The sequence below is a fragment of the Streptomyces sp. NPDC031111 genome, assembly GCF_055570675.1.
The window spans coordinates 465,461-481,801 of the sequence record NZ_JBVIGS010000002.1; the positions used below are offsets into that span (position 1 = coordinate 465,461).

General features: G+C 73.2%; 15 protein-coding genes. 1 reads left to right on the plus strand and 14 read right to left on the minus strand.

The window, feature by feature from the left end:
- Positions 1-80: 80 nt before the first annotated feature.
- The 4 genes from ACZ470_RS05850 to ACZ470_RS05865 form a co-directional block, all read right to left on the minus strand.
- A complete protein-coding gene (locus tag ACZ470_RS05850) occupies positions 81-1,370 on the minus strand; it encodes an MFS transporter (RefSeq protein ID WP_468424753.1) in 1,290 nt (429 codons plus the stop codon).
- Positions 1,367-4,660 (minus strand): AfsR/SARP family transcriptional regulator, encoded by a 3,294-nt coding sequence (locus tag ACZ470_RS05855; protein ID WP_468424755.1) that lies wholly within the window; start codon positions 4,658-4,660, stop codon positions 1,367-1,369. The genes ACZ470_RS05850 and ACZ470_RS05855 overlap by 4 nt, the downstream gene beginning before the upstream one ends.
- A 181-nt stretch (positions 4,661-4,841) precedes the next feature.
- A complete protein-coding gene (locus tag ACZ470_RS05860) occupies positions 4,842-5,042 on the minus strand; it encodes a hypothetical protein (protein ID WP_468424757.1) in 201 nt (66 codons plus the stop codon).
- 22 nt (positions 5,043-5,064) lie between these two features.
- Positions 5,065-5,931: an alpha/beta fold hydrolase gene (locus tag ACZ470_RS05865; protein ID WP_468424759.1), complete on the minus strand. Its 867-nt coding sequence runs from the start codon at positions 5,929-5,931 to the stop codon at positions 5,065-5,067.
- A gap of 62 nt (positions 5,932-5,993) precedes the next feature.
- On the opposite strand from ACZ470_RS05865, the gene ACZ470_RS05870 reads away from it, so the two are divergent.
- Entirely contained in the window at positions 5,994-6,527 is a 534-nt protein-coding gene (locus tag ACZ470_RS05870) for a cysteine hydrolase family protein (protein ID WP_468424760.1), read from the plus strand.
- Between the two features lie 9 nt (positions 6,528-6,536).
- Here the strand turns inward: ACZ470_RS05870 and ACZ470_RS05875 are convergent, their stop codons facing one another.
- The 10 genes from ACZ470_RS05875 to ACZ470_RS05920 all read right to left on the minus strand — a co-directional run bounded on the left by ACZ470_RS05875 (position 6,537) and on the right by ACZ470_RS05920 (position 16,321).
- Positions 6,537-6,926, minus strand: coding sequence for a PPOX class F420-dependent oxidoreductase (locus ACZ470_RS05875; protein ID WP_468424762.1), 390 nt, complete (start codon positions 6,924-6,926; stop codon positions 6,537-6,539).
- Positions 6,923-8,440, minus strand: coding sequence for an FAD-dependent monooxygenase (locus ACZ470_RS05880; protein ID WP_468424764.1), 1,518 nt, complete (start codon positions 8,438-8,440; stop codon positions 6,923-6,925). The genes ACZ470_RS05875 and ACZ470_RS05880 overlap by 4 nt, the downstream gene beginning before the upstream one ends.
- Positions 8,437-10,005, minus strand: coding sequence for an MFS transporter (locus ACZ470_RS05885; RefSeq protein ID WP_468424766.1), 1,569 nt, complete (start codon positions 10,003-10,005; stop codon positions 8,437-8,439). Before ACZ470_RS05885 ends, ACZ470_RS05880 begins: the two co-directional genes overlap by 4 nt.
- Positions 10,006-10,076: 71 nt before the next feature.
- Positions 10,077-11,114 (minus strand): beta-ketoacyl-[acyl-carrier-protein] synthase family protein, encoded by a 1,038-nt coding sequence (locus ACZ470_RS05890; RefSeq protein ID WP_468424768.1) that lies wholly within the window; start codon positions 11,112-11,114, stop codon positions 10,077-10,079.
- Complete coding sequence (locus tag ACZ470_RS05895) at positions 11,101-11,889, minus strand: HAD family hydrolase (protein ID WP_468424769.1); 789 nt, start codon at positions 11,887-11,889, stop codon at positions 11,101-11,103. The genes ACZ470_RS05890 and ACZ470_RS05895 overlap by 14 nt, the downstream gene beginning before the upstream one ends.
- A gap of 3 nt (positions 11,890-11,892) precedes the next feature.
- Complete coding sequence (locus tag ACZ470_RS05900) at positions 11,893-12,867, minus strand: aldo/keto reductase (RefSeq protein WP_468424770.1); 975 nt, start codon at positions 12,865-12,867, stop codon at positions 11,893-11,895.
- A 17-nt stretch (positions 12,868-12,884) separates the two neighbouring features.
- A complete protein-coding gene (locus tag ACZ470_RS05905) occupies positions 12,885-14,117 on the minus strand; it encodes a beta-ketoacyl-[acyl-carrier-protein] synthase family protein (protein WP_468424771.1) in 1,233 nt (410 codons plus the stop codon).
- Positions 14,114-14,353 (minus strand): acyl carrier protein, encoded by a 240-nt coding sequence (locus ACZ470_RS05910; protein ID WP_468424772.1) that lies wholly within the window; start codon positions 14,351-14,353, stop codon positions 14,114-14,116. Before ACZ470_RS05910 ends, ACZ470_RS05905 begins: the two co-directional genes overlap by 4 nt.
- A 22-nt stretch (positions 14,354-14,375) precedes the next feature.
- Positions 14,376-15,395: a beta-ketoacyl-ACP synthase III gene (locus ACZ470_RS05915; protein ID WP_468424773.1), complete on the minus strand. Its 1,020-nt coding sequence runs from the start codon at positions 15,393-15,395 to the stop codon at positions 14,376-14,378.
- Positions 15,392-16,321 (minus strand): AfsA-related hotdog domain-containing protein, encoded by a 930-nt coding sequence (locus tag ACZ470_RS05920; RefSeq protein ID WP_468424775.1) that lies wholly within the window; start codon positions 16,319-16,321, stop codon positions 15,392-15,394. The genes ACZ470_RS05915 and ACZ470_RS05920 overlap by 4 nt, the downstream gene beginning before the upstream one ends.
- Between the last annotated feature and the right edge of the window lie 20 nt (positions 16,322-16,341).

Here is a 16,341-nt window from a genome sequence, read left to right on the forward strand (position 1 = left end):
AGCGCGCGGCCCGGCGCTTGCGTGGTGCCTCCCAGGCCCTTTAGGCACTGGGGGAGGCACGACTGCCCGCAGTTGGGCGGTTAGGCGGTCAGGTCCACGTTCTTCGTCTCGCGGTAGCGGGTGAAGGAGATTGCGCTGGTCAGGCAGAGGGCCGATACGTACCAGGCGTACCAGTTCGTGTGGTGGTGTTCTGTCAGGTACTCGTTGAGGTAGGGGGCCGTGCCGCCGAAGAGGGCCACCGTCAGGGCGTAGGGCAGGCCCACGCCGCTGGAGCGTACGGCCGTCGGGAACATCTCCAGGGTCGCCGCCGGGGCGGCCGCCGCGTAGCAGCCGAACAGCAGCAGCGCCGCCGTCATCACCAGGAAGAGCCGCACCGCCGAGCCCGACAGCATGCCCAGGAACAGCGGTGACAGAGCGGCGAAACCGAAGCCGAAGACCAGGAGCAGCGGGCGGCGCCCGAACCGGTCGGCCGCCATGCCCAGTGCGGGCAGCGCCGCCATGAACACCACCTGCGCGGCGACGGCGGCCCACAGCGCGTCGTTCGCCGGGACGCCGTACCGCAGTTGCGCGTACAGCGGCAGGTACGAGGCGAAGGTGTAGTAGACGACGGTCGCGCCCAGGGTGAAGGCGGCCACGCGCAGCGCGGCGCGCGGATGGGTGCGCAGCACCTGGAGCGCCGGGTTGCGCGACCGCTCCCGCACCGTGCCGAAGACGGGCGTCTCGTCCATCCGGCCGCGCAGATACCAGCCGTACAGCGCCAGCAGTGACCCGAGCGCGAACGGGACCCGCCAGCCCCACTCGGTCAGCTGGGCGGGCGTGAGCGTGTTGTGCAGCAGCAGCGCCAGCAGGGTGGCGGTGAGCGCGCCGAGCGTGGTGCTGATGTAGATGGCGCTGGAGTACAGGCCCCGGCGCCCGGCGGGCGCCATCTCGTTGACGTAGGTGCTCATCGCCGCGCCCTCGCCGCCCGCGGACAGCCCTTGCAGCGCCCGGGCCACGATCAGCAGCAGCGGGGCCAGCGCGCCGACGGTCCGGTAGGGCGGGATGACCGCGATCAGGAGGCTGCCGCCCGCCATCAGCAGCAGCGACAGCCGCAGCGCCGCGCTGCGGCCCCTGCGGTCGCAGTACGCGCCGATCAGCGCTCCGCCCAGCGGCCGGAAGAGGAATCCGACGGCGAACACCGACAGGGTCCGCAGCACGTTCGTGGTTCCGTCGCCGGCCGGCTGGAGCTGGGCGCCGAGCAGCGCGGCGAACGTCACGAACGCGCCCCAGTCGAACCACTCCATCGCGTTGCCGACCGAGGCGACGGCCACCGGACGCAGCCCGCGCCGCCGGGCCGGCGCCGTGTCCTTCGTCATGACGGGGTTGTTCACGACGCCCTCCTCGCGGTCGACGGAACGGACCCGAGCCGGACGCGAACGTCGTCGGCCTCGGCGGCGCCGATCTCGGTGAACGCCTCCAGGGCCCGGGTCCAGTGGGCCCGCGCCCCGGCCGGGTCGCCGGCCAGTGCGGCCACGGTGCCGAGCACGTGCTCGGCGCGGGCCACGTTCAGCCGCTGCCCCGTCGGCTGAGACAGGGCGAGCGCCAGCCGCGCGCACTCCTCGGCGCGGTCCGGGTCGTCCAGGTCCAGGTGGAGCGGGGCGAGTTCCAGCAGCACCTTGCTGCGGGCGACCCGGTTCGCGCTCGACTCGGCCAGCGAGCGGGCCTCCTCGGCGTGCCGCGGGGCGTCGCCGCCTCCCAGCAGCCGGTCGGTGACGGCGCGGCGGGCCAGCGCGTACGCCTCCCCGTCGACGTAGCCGATCTGCCGCGCCGCCTCCAGCGCGGTGTCCGCGTAGTCCGCGGACTCCGCGGCCGAGCCGAGCGCGGCGCTGATGGCGGACAGCAGGCACAGGGTCTCGACCTCGTAGGTGCGGTCGCCGCCCTCCTGGAACGCGCTCAGCGCCCGCTGCGCCGACTCCAGCGCGGTCCGGGGCCTGCCCAGGTCGAGATCGACCAGGGCGAGCCCGTACAGCGAGATGCTCCGGTCGTACGAGGAGTCGATGGACTCGGACGCCCGCAGGGCGCGGGTGAAGCAGGACCGCGCCTCGGACAGCTCCCCGGTGGCCTGCCGCACCAGGCCCAGATTGCGCAGGCTGTAGGAGCTGATGTGGTGCAGGCCGAGCTCACCGGCGGTGTCCAGCGACGCGGTGAGGAACCCGGTGGCCCGCGCCATGTCGCCCCGCGTCCAGTGGATGAAGCCCAGCAGCCCCTGGGTGGTGGCGCTCAGCCGGGGCGAGCGGATGCGGCGCGCCACGTCCAGCGCCTGCCGTGCCGCCCTCTCGGCGGACGCGCCCCGGCCCAGGCTGAGATGGGCGAGGCTCATGTTGTTGAGCATGGCCGCCACCTCCTCGTCCATGCCGAGCCGGCCGTGCAGCGCCAGGCTCTTCTCCTGGTGCGCGATGGCCCGTTCGTAGTCGCCGAGGGTGTTGTGCAGATTGGCGAGGCTGCGGTGCATGGCCGCGATGCCGGGCTCGTCGGCCAGCGACTCGGCCGCGGACAGGCCGATGCGGGTCGCCTCGTCCCACTCGGCGCGGTACTTGCCGGTCCAGAAGAAGCCGCGCAGCGCGTCCGCCAGATGCCAGGACAGGTAGCGCGGGTCGTGGCCGCCGAAGTGGCGTACGCAGGCCAGCAGATTGCGCCGCTCGGCCAGCAGCCAGGCCATCGCGTGGCTCTCGTCCCGGAACCGGGGCGCGTCGAACAGGCCGTCGGGCCGGGCCGGTTCGGCCAGCCGCACGAACTCCGAGTACAGCACGTCGGCCGCCGCGCCCGCCCCCGCGAGATACCACTGGCCGAGCCGTCGCAGCGCCTCGTCCCGCTCGCGCGCGGAGTGCTCCTCGGCCGCGCGGTCCCGGGCGAACTCCCGCAGCAGGTCGTGGAACTGGTAGCGGCCGGGCGCGGTCTGCTGGAGCAGGCTCGCGGTCTCCAGCCGGCTCAGACCGGTCCGCGCCTGCGCCTCGCTGATGTCGGCGAGCACCGAGACGGCGGCGGGGGTGAAGTCGAAGCCGGGGAACAGTCCGGTGAGCCGGAACACGGCACGGTCGTCGGGCGCCATGGCGTCGTACGACAGGGCGATGGCCGTGGACACGGCGGACGTCGTGTCGCCGTCCACGGAGAGGGCGGCCAGCCGGCCGCGCCGCAGACTGTCCACGTACGCCTCGGTCATCCCGCCCGGCGCGCCGACCAGGTTGGCGGCGGCGATGCGCAGGGCGAGCGGCAGGTAGGAGCACAGGGCGGCCACCTCGCGCACCACCTCGGGCCCGATCGCCACGCCGGCCTGCCGCAGCATGCCGGTGACCAGCTCGGCCGACTCGCGCGGGCCGAGCGTGCCCACGCCGATCACCTGGGCGCCGTGCGTCACCGCGAGGGAACGCAGCTGCCGCCTGCTGGTGATCAGTACGGAGCAGCCCGCGTCGCCCGGGATGAGCGGCAGGACCTGCTCGGCGCCGGCCGCGTTGTCCAGCACCACCAGGACGTTCTTGCCGGTCAGTTTCGACCGGTAGAGGTTCGCCTGCTCCACCGGGTCCACCGGGATCCGGTCCGCGGGCACGCCCAGGCTGCGCAGGAACTGCGCGAGCACCTGGTCCGGCGGGATCGGCGCGTCCGCCCCGGTCCGCTCGTAGCCGTGCAGGTTGACGTAGAGCTGGCCGTCCGGGAACGCGGCGCGGACCCGCCGGCCGAGCCACACCGCCAGCGCGGTCTTGCCCACGCCGGGCGGCCCGGACAGCACCACCACGGGCACCCCGGTGCGGTCCGGCGTCGGCGGCAGCACCGACCCGACGCGCTCGACGATGTCCTCGCGGCCCACGAAACCGAGGGACAGCGGCGGGAGTTGCGCCGGGACGGTGACCGCCCCGTCGGCTCCGGGGCGCGGTCCGTCCGGGGCGGCGAGAGCCGGGTCGGACTCGAGGATGCCGGTGTGCAGGGTGCGCAGCCGTTCGCCGGGCTCGATGCCGAGGTGCTCCACCAGCTCGCGGCGCGCCTGCTGGTACACGTCCAGGGCCTCCGCCTGCCGCCCCGAGCGGTACAGGGCGAGCATCAGCAGGCTCCAGAAGTTCTCCCGCAGCGGGTTGTCCATCGCGGCCGTGCGCAGCTCCTTGACCAGCGGGGCGTGCCGGCCGAGCTGGAGCTCCGTCTCGAAGTACGCCTCCAGCGCGCCGAGCCGCTCGTCCTCAAGGGCAGGGGACTCGTCGCGGCGCAGGGCGTCCGACGGGACGTCCGCGAGCGGGGTGCCCCGCCACAGGCGGAGCGCGTCGCCGAGCAGCCGCGCCCGTTCCTCGGGCGCCCCGGTCCGCCGGGCGGCCCGCAGCAGGCCGCGGAACCGGGTCAGGTCCAGTTCGTCCTCGGCCACGTTGATGCGGTAGCCGGCGGCGGTGGTCTCCACCAGGTCGGTGTCGCCGAGCTGCGTCCGCAGCCGGGCGACGTAGGTGTGCAGGGTTCCGCGCGGGTTCGACGGCTTGCGTTCGTCCCACAGCCAGTCGGCGAGACGGTCGTTGTCGACGACGGAGCCGGACCGCAGCAGCAGTGCGGCCAGCAGGACCCGCAGCTTTCCGGAATCTATTGCCTTTTCTTTGCCGGATACGGTTGTGGTGAGTGTTCCGAGAATGCCGAATTCATTTCGTGCCACGCTGATGTTGCCTTCCCCCGTAGGCGTGTGCACAGCACAGCGGGCTGTGCGATTGCCACCATAGGGGACGCCAACGACGCCATGTCGGCTGCACGTTGTTCGAAAAATCACATGGTAGTAACTGCTCGAATTCCTCAATTGTTCAACGAATAAAGGTGCTTCGGGCAATGGACCCATCCGCTCATGCCGTGCCCGTGAACCGGGAAAGCGCTGTCGTCAACGGATCGTCGGTCACCGCGCCGTCGAGCCGTGCCACCGGGCGCGGACCGCGCAGGGCCCGCAGGAACCGGCTGCGCGCCTCCGCGTCGCATTCGGCCGCCGCCACCCGTGCTCTCGGCCGGTCGTGCGCGGGGGCGGCCGGGCCTGTCGGGTGACGACGCATCACGGTCTCCTTCGTTCGGCGGTCAGGGTGTGCTGCGGCGGAGGTGGTCGACGATCAGCGCGCACATCGTCGACGACCAGTGCGGAGGGAACATGTGTCCCATGCCGGCGATGCGCCACAGCCGCGCACGGGGGATCACCCGGCGCAGCTCCTCGCCGTGCTCGGGCGGGAAGACCGGGTCCTGCTCGCCGTGCACCACGAGCGTCGGCACGTCGAGGGCGGCGAGCCGGCCGGTGAGCGGGGGAGTGCGGTCCAGGGCGGTCAGATGCCGTCCCGAGGTGTCGGGACCCGACCCGCGGGACCTGACCCGGCGCACCAGGTCGTCCCAGTAGGCGTGGTCGAACGGCACCACGGGCCCCACCAGCACCCGCCAGCCGTCGACCGCCGAGGCCACGGACTCCTCGGGGCCGCGCGGCGGCGACGCGGCGAGCCGGGCGGCCCGCTCGAGCATCGGCCCGCGCGGACCGGGCAGACCGGTGCGCGGCGGCAGCGACACGTCGCCGTTGGCGTCCGGCGAGCTGGACAACAGCACCAGGGACCGCACCAGTTCGGGGCGTTCCAGGGCGAGCAGCTGCGCCACCATGCCGCCGAAGGACTGCCCCACCACGTGCGCCGCGCCCAGCTCAAGGCCGGTGATCACCTCGGCGGCGTCCGAGGCCGGCGCCGACAGGTCGTACTCGCCGTCCGACTTCCCCGACCGGCCGGTGTCCCGGTGGTCGTAGCGCACCACGAAGTACCCCCGCGCGGCGAGGAGTCCGCACAGCGCGTCGGGCCACACGATGCCGGGCGCCGTCCCGCCCATCACCAGCAGCACCGCCGGATCACGGCGGCTGCCGAACGTCTCCGTCCACAGCCGCAGACCGTCCCGGGTCGTGATTGGCCTCTCCACCGGTCCGTTTGTCCCCTTGGTAATGTGCCACGGACCGCTGATCACCGTTCTTGGGGGAACCGATGACCCGCGCCCGTACGGCACTCGTCCTGATCGATCTGCAACGGTGGATCGTCGACATGCCGTGGCGGCCGGTCGGCGGCGACACCGTCGTCGAGGCGTGCGGCAGACTGCGCGACCACTTCACGGCCGCCGGCGCCCCGCCCGTCGTCCTCGTCCGCTACGTACGCGCCGACGGGGCGGACGGCGGCCTCGACGCCGCCCCCAACCACCTCGTGCCCGGCTGCGCGCCGCGCCCCGGCGACCACCTGGTGACCAAGCACGGCCTCGACGCCTTCGAGGGCACCGACCTGGACGACGTACTCCGCCGCGAACAGGTCACCGAGGTCGTGCTCGCCGGACTGTCCACCGCGCACGGCGTCGCCGCGACGGCCGCGACGGCGCTGCGCCTGGGCTACGGCGTCGTCGTCGCCGAGGACGCCACCGCGAGCGTGGACGAGGCGCAGCACCGCGAGGCGCTGGAGCGGCTCACGGAGCTCGGCGCCCGCACCGCCCCGGTCGCCGACCTGACGGCCGCGCGGGTCGCCGGGGAGTGAGCCGCCGGCTCACTGGCAGCTGACCGCCGTGGGCTTGACCACGTACACGATCCGGTGCTCGGCGTCCGGCGGCGGACCGTCCAGCTTCATGCCGTACCGCTCGGCGAGCCGCGCGAAGAACTCCGCCGAGGAGTCGTCGTCGATCCGCACCACCTCACCGCGGATCTCCAGATAGCGGTAGGGCTGCTCGGGATCGTTGACGGACACCGCGACCCGCGGGTCGGCCGTGATGTTCTTGTACTTGTAGCGGACCGTCGTGTTGGTGAAGCGGATGTACTCGCCGTCCCAGGAGAACCACATCGGGTTCACCTGCGGCCCGCCGGCCGGGCGGATCGTCGCCAGGTGGCCGAAGAGCGGCCGCTCCAGCAGATCCCGGTGGCTGTCCGGAATGAGACTCATGCCGTGTGTGCCTTCGCTTTCTTCTCGGGTTCCTCCCGCCCGACCCCGAGCAGGGGCCGGAACAGGCCGGTCAGTCGTGCCCGCATCGCGGGGGCGTCCCTGGTGACCAGGTCCACGTGGCCGTCCGGCCGGACGAGGACCAGCGCCGGCCGTCCGCGACGTGCCACCGTACGCACGTCCAGCACCGGAACGAGCGCGTCCGCGCACCAGCGTGTCAGCTCCCGCATCGCTCCGTCCGGGGTGCCGACGACGACCAACGCGTGCCGCAGGTCGTCGAGTTCGCCGCGCAGCGGCGACGGCGCCAGCGCGCCGGGCACGAACCCCGCCACCCCGCCGCCGGCCGCCCCGCCCGTCCGGTACCGCGTCCGCAGACCGGCCAGCCAGGGGATGTACGCCAGGTCGAACAGGCGCAGCCCGGAGGCCACGCGCAGCGCGTTGTCCCGCAGGGCGACCTGGTGCCGCTTGCGCAGCAGCCACAGCCGGGTCTGCACATCGGCCTGGCGCACCACCGCACGCGCCACCTCGCCCCGCTCGCTCGCATAGGTGTCGAGCAGGGACTCGGCGACCCGCCCGTGCCGGACCAGGGCGAGCTTCCACGCCAGGTTGTGGGCGTCGTTGACCCCGGTGTTCAGGCCCTGGCCGCCCGCCGGGCTGTGGATGTGCGCGGCGTCCCCGATCAGGAAGACCCGGCCGACCCGGGTCGTCTCCGCGTGCCGGGCGTGCACGTCGAAGACGCTGATCCAGTCGGGGTCGCGCAGCCGGATGCCGCCCGGCCCCCGCTCGTCGACCAGCCGCTGCACCGCCGCCAGGTCGATCTCCTCCCGGGACACCCCGGGAGGCGCCGAGGTGAACACCCTCCAGCGCCCGTCCGGTAGCCCGCAGGCCACCAGGATGCCCCGCGGCGAGCAGAAGTAGTGCGTCATCCGGTGGTCGAAGGCGGTGTCGACCATGACGTCCGCGACCACGAACCGCAGTTCGTACGTGGAGCCCTCGAAGCCGACGCCCAGCTGTCCGCGTACGGTGCTGCTCGCGCCGTCCGCGCCCACGAGATACGCGAACTCCTGCTCGTGCTCCGCGCCGTCGGGGCCGCGCAGCCGGGCCCGCACGCGGTCGTCGAGCTGCTCGAAGGAGAGCAGTTCGGTCGACCACTCCACGGTGCCGCCGACCCGGGCGAGGTTGGCGCGCAGCACCTCCTCGATGTCCGGCTGCGGGCAGATCAACGGCCGGGTCGCGGGGCGGTAGCGGAGGTTGGCGATGACCTTGCCGTCGGAGTAGTAGCGCATCTGCGACTGGGGCAGCGCGCGTGCGGCCAGCAGGTCCCGGCCACCGACCCGGTGGATCAGCTCGACGGTACGGGGCCACAGACCCAGCGCCTTCGACAGGGTGCTCGGGCCGTCGGCCCGGTCCACACAGCGGACCGGAACCCCGCGCCGTACGAGCTCGGTCGCCGCGGTCAGCCCCGCCGGTCCCGCGCCGGTGACCAGGACCGGCAGTCCCTCCGCCGGGCCGCTCATACGGCGGCCTCCTCGACGGCGGGCTCGGCCGGCGCCGCCTGCGGGGCCTTCTCGCGCAGCATCACACCCACCAGGACGGCGCTCGCGGCGCAGATGGCGACGACCACCCAGAGCACCAGGCGCAGGGCGTCGGTGTAGCCGCCGGTCAGCAGGTCCCGGACGTCCTCGCGGGCCGCGCCGGCGACGGAGCCCGCCGCGCCCGCCAGGTCACCGCCGACCACGCGGTCGGCCAGCGCGCCCGCGTCGGCGTTCCCGGCCCCGGCGACCCCGGACAGACCGTCCCCGATGTGCGAGCGGGTCGAGTTGAGCAGGACGGCACTCATCACGGCGATGGCGAACGCCTCACCGGCCAGCCGCATCGTGTTGAACATGCCCGCGGCGGCACCCGCCTGGGCCGGCTCCACGGAGGTGATCGCCACCCCGTCCACCAGTCCGGCCGTCATGCCCATGGAGATGCCGAGCAGCAGCAGCGGACCGGCCAGCGCCGTCACCGACACGTCCGGGGCGATCAGCGTGAGCCAGCCGGCGCCCACGGCTGCGACGACCAGGCTCAGGGTGAGCACCAGCCGCGTCGACACCCCGTTCTTGACCAGCTTGCTCACCGCGATCGGCACGACCAGCACGGGCAGCGTGAGCAGCATCATCGTCGCGCCCGAGGCGTTGGTGCTCATCCCGGCGGCGCCGGTGAAGTACGTGGGCAGCAGCACCAGCAGGCACACGAAGCTGAACGACAGCGCGACCGGCACCAGCGACACCGCCATGAAGCGGCCCTGACCCAGCAGCGACAGCTGGAACATCGGCTGCCGCTGGCGCAGTTCGGCCACCACGAACAGCGCCATCAGCATTGCCGACGAGGCGAACAGCAGCAGCGTCGTCCCACTCGTCCAGCCCTGCTGCGGGCCCTGCACGATCGCGTACATCAGGCAGAACAGGGACAGCGTGAACGTCGAGATGCCGGCCCAGTCGACCTTGGTCGCCGCCGGGTTCCTCGACTCCGGCATCAGCGGTACCGCGGCCAGCACGATCACCGCGATCACCAGGTGCGACAGGAACACCGCCCGCCAGCCGAAGGCGTTGACGAGCAGACCCGCCGTCGACGGGCCGAGCGCCAGACCGGCGCCGGCCGAGGAGCCGAGGACCGCGAAGGCACGGGCCTGCGCGGCGCCCTCGAACGACGTGGCGAGCATGGCGGCACCGGCCGTCATCACCGCGGCGGCGCCGAGTCCGGCGAGCGCGCGGGCCACGTCCAGCACGGCGATGTTCGAGGTCGCCGCGCTGACCAGGCTGGACAGGGCGAACAGGACGGTACCGGCGGCGAACGTCCGGCGGCGGCCCACGATGTCCGCGAGCGAGCCGCAGCCCAGCATGAAACAGGCGAAGGCGAGGTTGTAGGCGTTGACCACCCACTGGAGCGGGGCGAGACCCACGTCGAGATCGGAGCTGATGTCCGGCAGCGCGACGGACGTACCGGTCAGCGAGGCGGGCAGGACCAGGACGGCGAGACACACCGCGGTGAGCGTCAGTGCCGGATTGCCCCGGGCGGTACCCGGACGGGGCGTGCTCATGAGAAGTCCCTTTCAGGGGTGATGGGGGGATGGGTGAGGTGGGGTGGGGGGGAGGTGCGGCGGGCGGTGGCTCAGCGGACCGGGCGGGCGACGACCGCGCAGGTGAAGCCGAAGCCGCCGCCCGCCGAGATCGCGAGCGCGATCTCACCCGGCGCGAGCAGCTCCCGCTCCCGTACGGCCGCGAGGTTGGCCGCCATGTCACCGGCGCCCAAGTGGCCGGTCCGGTCGCCCAGTTCGACGATGCGGGCCTTGGTCAGTCCCTCCACCGCCGGGTGGTACGTCTCGCGGCGGACCTTGAGACCGACCCTGGGCAGGGCCAGGACCCGGATGCGCGGATCGTCCAGGGCGATGCCGGCCTCCTCCAGGGCCGTGGTGACGATGGCGCGCAGCGCGGTGTGCACCTCGCGGTAGAAGCCGTCCAGGCCGGTGTCGGTGATGTACGCCTTCTTGGTGCGCCGTACGTCGATCCGGTCGCTGATCCACTTGGTCGCCGGGCTGAACCCGTCCCGGCCGCGGTGCAGCCCCTCGGCCGACGAGACGGCGGCGCTCGACAGCCCGAGCAGCGTGAACTCGTCCACGGCGTCGTCGCGTTCGTGCAGCAGGAGGGCGGTGGCGCCGTCGCCGTAGAAGACGCCGTAGTCGCCCGACCAGCGGTCGAACCCCTCGTCGGGGAACCGGTCGCCGGTGGTGACCAGCGCGGAACCGGTGGCGGGGTCGGCGAGGAGCCGGGCGGCGGCCGCCTCCAGGGCGGTGCCGCCGCCGTTGCACATCACCTGGATGCCCAGCGGCACCCCCCGCACCGCGCCCACGAGGTGCGCCACATAGTGCGCGGGCGACCAGAAGTCGTGGCCCTGGTGGTGGATCCAGGCGTGGGTGGTGAAGCCGAGGCCGGCTCCGTCCCAGCCCGCGGTCGCGAGCGCGTCGTGGGCCGCCGCCACCGCCATGTCCGGCGCCGAGATCCGCTCGGCGACGGGGACCTCCGTGACGGCGGTGTTCCGCAGGTCCTCCTCGCTGATCCTGCCCTGCGCGAGGGCCTCCCGGGCGGTCGCGGTGGTCCGGGGCAGCCAGGCCGTCACGGCGCGTATCCCGAGCCCGTTACCGAGTCGCATCTGTGAGTTCCTCCGTGGTCGACGTGGACGGTTCGGGAGCTGGGACCGGATCCGCAGCCGCGGTCCCCTGTGCTGCGGCTGCGGACCCGGTGGCCGGTGGGAACCTCGTCCAGCCCCGGCGGCCCGCGTGTTCGGCGAGCACCGGGTCGTCGCCGACGACCCCGGCCCGGCCCACGCAGGTCAGCAGCGGCAGATCGGAGGCGTGGTCGCCGTACGCGGCGCAGTGCTCCGGGTCGGCGCCCCACCGGCGCATCAGCGCACGGGCGGCCGTGGCCTTGCCCGCGCCGATCACGGTGCCGAGCACCTCGCCCGTGTACCGCCCGGAGGCCACCTCGGGCTCGCTGCACAGCACGTGGTCCGCGCCGAGCCGCTCCGCGACCGGGTCGAGGCAGGCCCGGAACGACCCCGAGACCAGGGCGATCCGGAACCCCTCGCCCTTGAGCCGCCGCAGTTCGGCCACCACCTGGGGGTGGAAGAACCCGGCGCGGCCCTCCTCACGGGCGAACCAGCGCCGCCCGCTCGCGGCGACCGCCGCCACCTCCATGCCGGCGTAGGCGCGGTAGTAGGTCCGGTTGGTCTCCTCGCGGGGCACTCCGGACCGCGCGGCCGCGGTCAGCGCGCCCACCGTGGCCCGGTAGCGGTCCGGGTCGGCGAGGTGGAACTCCAGGAAGGAGAAGATGCTCTTGACGGCGATGAGGGTCTCGTCGACGTCGAAGAACGCGATCCGTACGGGACTCGTCGGTCGAGTCGCCCGTTGAGCCGTCCGTCGTTCCATCCGTCAGTACCTGCTTCCCAGCGCCAGGGGCAGCGCGTCCAGGTCGGCGAGGTCGTCACCGGTGAGGTGGACCTCGGCCGCGGCCAGGTTCTCCCGCAGATAGCGGGAGTTCTTCGTGCCGGGGATCGGCACCACCCGCTCGCCCTGCGCGAGCGTCCAGGCGATGGCGACCTGGGCGGGCGTGACGGCGCGCCGGTCGGCCACCTCCCGGATCCCGTCCACGATCCGCTGGTTCGCCTCCATCGCCGCACGGTGGAAACGCGGGTTGGCGGCACGGAAGTCGGTGTCCTCGAACTGTCCGGCGTGCAGCGTCCCGGTGAGGAAGCCGCGGCCCAGCGGCGCGAACGGCACGAAGGTCGCCCCGTTGCTCTCGCACCAGCCGACCATCCCGCCCGCCTCGTCCCCCTCGCCCCGGAGCGCGTCGCGCGTCCACAACGACAGCTCCGACTGCACGGCGGTCACCGGATGGACCGCGTGCGCCTCACGGGCCTGCGCGACGGTCGCCTCGGACAGGCCGAGCCAGCGCACCTTGCCCTCCGCGACCAGCTCCGCCATCGCGCCCCAGGTCTCCGCCAGCGGCACGTCCGGGTCGATGCGGTGGACGTAGTACAGGTCGATGACGTCGACGTCCAGCCTTCTCAGGCTGGCCTCGACCGCCTGCCGCAGATACGCCCGTGAGTTGTCGCGGTGCGCCTGCCGACCCTCCAGGTCGTCCAGGACGATCCCGAACTTCGTCGCGACGACCGCCTCCTCACGGCGGCCCGCGATCGCCCGGCCCAGCAGCGTCTCGTTGTGGCCGGCCCCGTACAGGTCCGCCGTGTCCAGCAGGTTCCCGCCGAGGTCGAGCGCCTCGTTGATGACCCGGACCGACCGTTCGTCGTCCCGGGCGGACTCCTCGTAGAGCCAGCTCATGCCCATGCACCCGAGGCCGACGCTGCCGATCTTGATTCCCGTGTTGCCCAGATTCCTCAGGCGCACCGTTGCTCCTTCTCCTGTCAGGCGGCCGCGAGGACCAGGGCGGCGTTGTGGCCGCCGAAGCCGAGTGAGGTGCTCACCGCGACCTCCAGGTCCGCCCCGGCCGTCGTGTCCTTCGCGATGTCGAGGTCGATCTCCGGGTCGAGCTCGGTGAGGTTGGCCGTCGGCGGGACCACCCCGTGGCGCAGCGCCAGCGCCGTGAAGGCGGCCTCGATGGCGCCCGCGGCGGCCAGCGCGTGCCCGGTGACACCCTTGGTCGAGGTGACCAGCGGGCGCCCGCCCAGGACCCGGCGCAGCACCCGTCCCTCGGTGACGTCGTTGAGCGGTGTGGACGTGCCGTGCGCGTTCACGTGGTCCACCTCGTCCTCGCCGACCCCCGCGTCGGCGAGAGCGGCCCGCAGGGCGCGCTCCATCCCGGCTCCACTCGGATCGGGCGCCGTGGCGTGGTACGCGTCCGACGACGCTCCGAAGCCCACCACCCGCGCGTAGGCCGAGGCACCGCGCGCCCGTGCGTCCTCCGGCCGCTCCAGGACGAGGATCCCCGCGCCCTCCGCGGCGACGAAGCCGTCCCGCGCGGCGTCGAACGGCCGGGAGGCCGCCGCCGGGTCGTCCCGGCGCCCCGACAGACCGCCCATCCGGGTCAGCCCCGTGATCGTGGCCGGTGTCAGCGCCGACTCGGCGCCCCCGGCGAGCACGACGTCGCAGGTCCCGGACCGCAGCAGGTCCCGGGCCACACCGATGGCGTTGGCGCCGGACGCGCAGGCCGTGGCGGTGACCATGCTCGGGCCGTACGCCTTCACATCGATGGCGAGCTGACCGGCCACCATGTTCGACATCCCCATCGGGATCATCAGCGGGGAGACGCTCTTCGGGGTGTCCTCGCGGAAGCGGCGGTGCTGCTCCTCCAACGTCGCCGTCCCGCCGAGGGAGTTGCCGACGATGACACCGACCCGGGTGCCGTCCCAGCTCTCCGGGTCGAGCCCCGCGTCCGCCAGTGCCTGCCGGGCGGCGACGATCGCCAGCTGGGTGAAGCGGTCCAGCCGCCAGGCGCTGCCCGGACCGAGCAGCCGGCCGGCGTCGAAGTCCGGCACCCGGCAGGAGAAGTCCACCGGGAGCCCTTCGAGTCGGGGGTCGCGGGCGGCGGTCGGGCGGCCGGAGCAGACCCGCTCCCAGCTGGACCGCGTGTCCGGGCCGGCCGCGGTCACGAGCCCGATGCCCGTGATCGCGACGGCTCCCCCCGTGGGTGCGGTCACGCGCGCACGCCCTGGGACTCGATGAGCTCGACGGTCTCGGCGATCGTCGTCTCCGCCAGCAGCTGGTCGTCGCCGAGCTCGGTGCCGAGCTCACGGTTGACGACCATCGTGAACTCGATCAGTGCGAGCGAGTCGAGGCCGAGGTCCTGGTACGAGACCTCCGGCTCGATCTTCCCGGCGGGCACGCCGAGGTGGGTGACGAGGAGGCCGGTCAGCTGTTCCTGTATCGCGCTCATGGTGTCGCTCTCGCTTTCTCTTCTACGGATGGGTGGGCAAGGGTTCGACGGACAGGTCCGGCAGCTCCAGCGCCGCGGCGCCCCACGTGAGGCCGCCGCCGAAGCCGCACAGCAGCACCCGCTGCCCGGGCGTGAGGGAGCCCTCGTGCACGCCGTCCGTCAGCGCCAGCGGGATCGACGCGGCCACGGTGTTGCCGACCCGGTCGAGGTTGACGACGACCTTCTCCTCGGGCAGCCCGAGTTCCGCGCCGACGGCCGTCAGGATGCGGATGTTCGCCTGGTGGGCGACGAGCCGGTCCACCGACTCCAGCGGCCAGTCCAGGTCCTTCGCCAGCCGCCGCGACGACTCGCTCATCCGGGTCACGGCGTGCCGGAACACCGAACGGCCCTGCATGGTGAAGAACTCGTCGCCCGGGTCGGCGAGCCCCTTCGAACGGTGCTCGGAGCCGCCTCCCGGCACCGTGATCAGTTCCGCCTGCGATCCGTCACTGGCCAGGTCGAACCCGAGCAGCGCGCCGCGCTCCCCGCGGTCCCCGGCGCGCAGCACCACCGCGCCCGCGCCGTCGCCGAAGATCGCCCTGGTCGTACGGTCCTCCGGGTCGAGGATCGTGGAGAACGTGTCGGCGCCGATCACCAGCGCGCTGTCGGCGAGCCCGGCGGTGATCATGCCGGCCGCGGTGGCCAGCGCGTACACGAACCCCGTGCACACGGCCGCCACGTCGAACGCGGCGATCTCGCCGAGCCCGAGCCGGCCGGCCACCTCCGGGGCGGTGGCCGGGCATGGGTGGTCGGGGGTACTGGTCGCCAGGACCAGCAGGTCCACCCGGTCCGTGCCCGCCGAGGCCAGCGCCCGCGCCCCCGCCTCGACCGCCACACCCGAGGTGGACAGGCCCGGCGGGACCACGAACCGCTGCCGGATGCCGGTGCGGGTGGTGATCCACTCGTCGCTGGTGTCCAGCCGCCGGGCCAGGTCGTCGTTGGTGACCCTGGTCGGGGGCAGCCAGCCGCCGAGCCCGGTCAGTACGGCCGCGCGTGCGTTCACCGGGAGCTCCGGTGCGAGGCGGGGACGGCCGTGGTGTCGACCGTGCCTGCCGCGATCTCCTCGCCGTGCTGGCGGAACGCGATGTGAAAGGTGCCGTTGTCTTTTGGGACCGCGCTGACCGTGGTCGGCGCGTCCAGCTCGGCGAACCTGGTGAAGGCCAGGTCGAAGCCGGTCAGTGTGGTGTCCCGCGCGGGGCGTCCGAGGAGCCTCGCGCCGGTCAGCAGGGCCGCCTGCCGTGCGGCCTCGGTGAGCACCATGCCCGGCAGGTGGTCCTGCGCGTGGTCGAACATGCTCGGGTTGTCGTTGGCGGTGCGGATGCCGGCGGTGATGCCGTCGCCGTCCCGTACCGGGTCGATCAGCAGGGCGTTGCTCGGGGCGGTGCGTCCGACGTCCTTCGCGTCGACCGTCGCCGGTACGGCCGGGACGTCGTCGGAGGAGACGGGCGGGCTGCCGCGCCGCTTGGTGCGGATGAACGCGTACGTCTCGGAGGAGAGGTAGCCCACCGTCATGCGGGCCTCGCCGATCTCCCGGCCGTCGATCAGGAAACGCATGCCGTACGTGACCGAGCGGGCCGGGCGGTCCGCGGTGACCTCCATGGTCAGCTCGGCCGGCTCACCGGAGTGCGCGGTGAACAGGCCGGGCAGGCGCATCGACCAGGACTGGAGGACGAACTTGGTGTCGTCGTCGACACCGAGGTGGCGGTGGGCGCCGTAGGTCTCGGCCTGGCGGGCGCACTCCAGGAGCAGGACCGGGTCGAGGACCGTGTGGCCGAGGTGGTCGGTGAAGTAGGCGTGGGAGGAGGGGAGCTGTGCGCCGGCGAGGAAGCGCTGCTCGTCCACCGGCGAGGTGTCGGTGAGGAAGACTTCCGACAGGGCCCGGCGGTGCAGCAGACGGCGGTCGACGGACCGGACGAACTCGAGCATCATGGGCGGGTGACCCCTCTCTC

Excerpts from the sequence above, each read along its gene's own strand:
- ACZ470_RS05875 (WP_468424762.1), bottom strand. The coding sequence starts at position 6,926 with ATGAGTCTCATTCCGGACAGCCACCGGGATCTGCTGGAGCGGCCGCTC.
- ACZ470_RS05910 (WP_468424772.1), bottom strand. The coding sequence starts at position 14,353 with ATGAGCGCGATACAGGAACAGCTGACCGGCCTCCTCGTCACCCACCTC.
- ACZ470_RS05895 (WP_468424769.1), bottom strand. The coding sequence starts at position 11,889 with ATGGAACGACGGACGGCTCAACGGGCGACTCGACCGACGAGTCCCGTA.
- ACZ470_RS05920 (WP_468424775.1), bottom strand. The coding sequence starts at position 16,321 with ATGATGCTCGAGTTCGTCCGGTCCGTCGACCGCCGTCTGCTGCACCGC.
- ACZ470_RS05890 (WP_468424768.1), bottom strand. The coding sequence starts at position 11,114 with ATGCGACTCGGTAACGGGCTCGGGATACGCGCCGTGACGGCCTGGCTG.
- ACZ470_RS05870 (WP_468424760.1), top strand. The coding sequence starts at position 5,994 with ATGACCCGCGCCCGTACGGCACTCGTCCTGATCGATCTGCAACGGTGG.
- ACZ470_RS05880 (WP_468424764.1), bottom strand. The coding sequence starts at position 8,440 with ATGAGCGGCCCGGCGGAGGGACTGCCGGTCCTGGTCACCGGCGCGGGA.
- ACZ470_RS05885 (WP_468424766.1), bottom strand. The coding sequence starts at position 10,005 with ATGAGCACGCCCCGTCCGGGTACCGCCCGGGGCAATCCGGCACTGACG.
- ACZ470_RS05860 (WP_468424757.1), bottom strand. The coding sequence starts at position 5,042 with ATGCGTCGTCACCCGACAGGCCCGGCCGCCCCCGCGCACGACCGGCCG.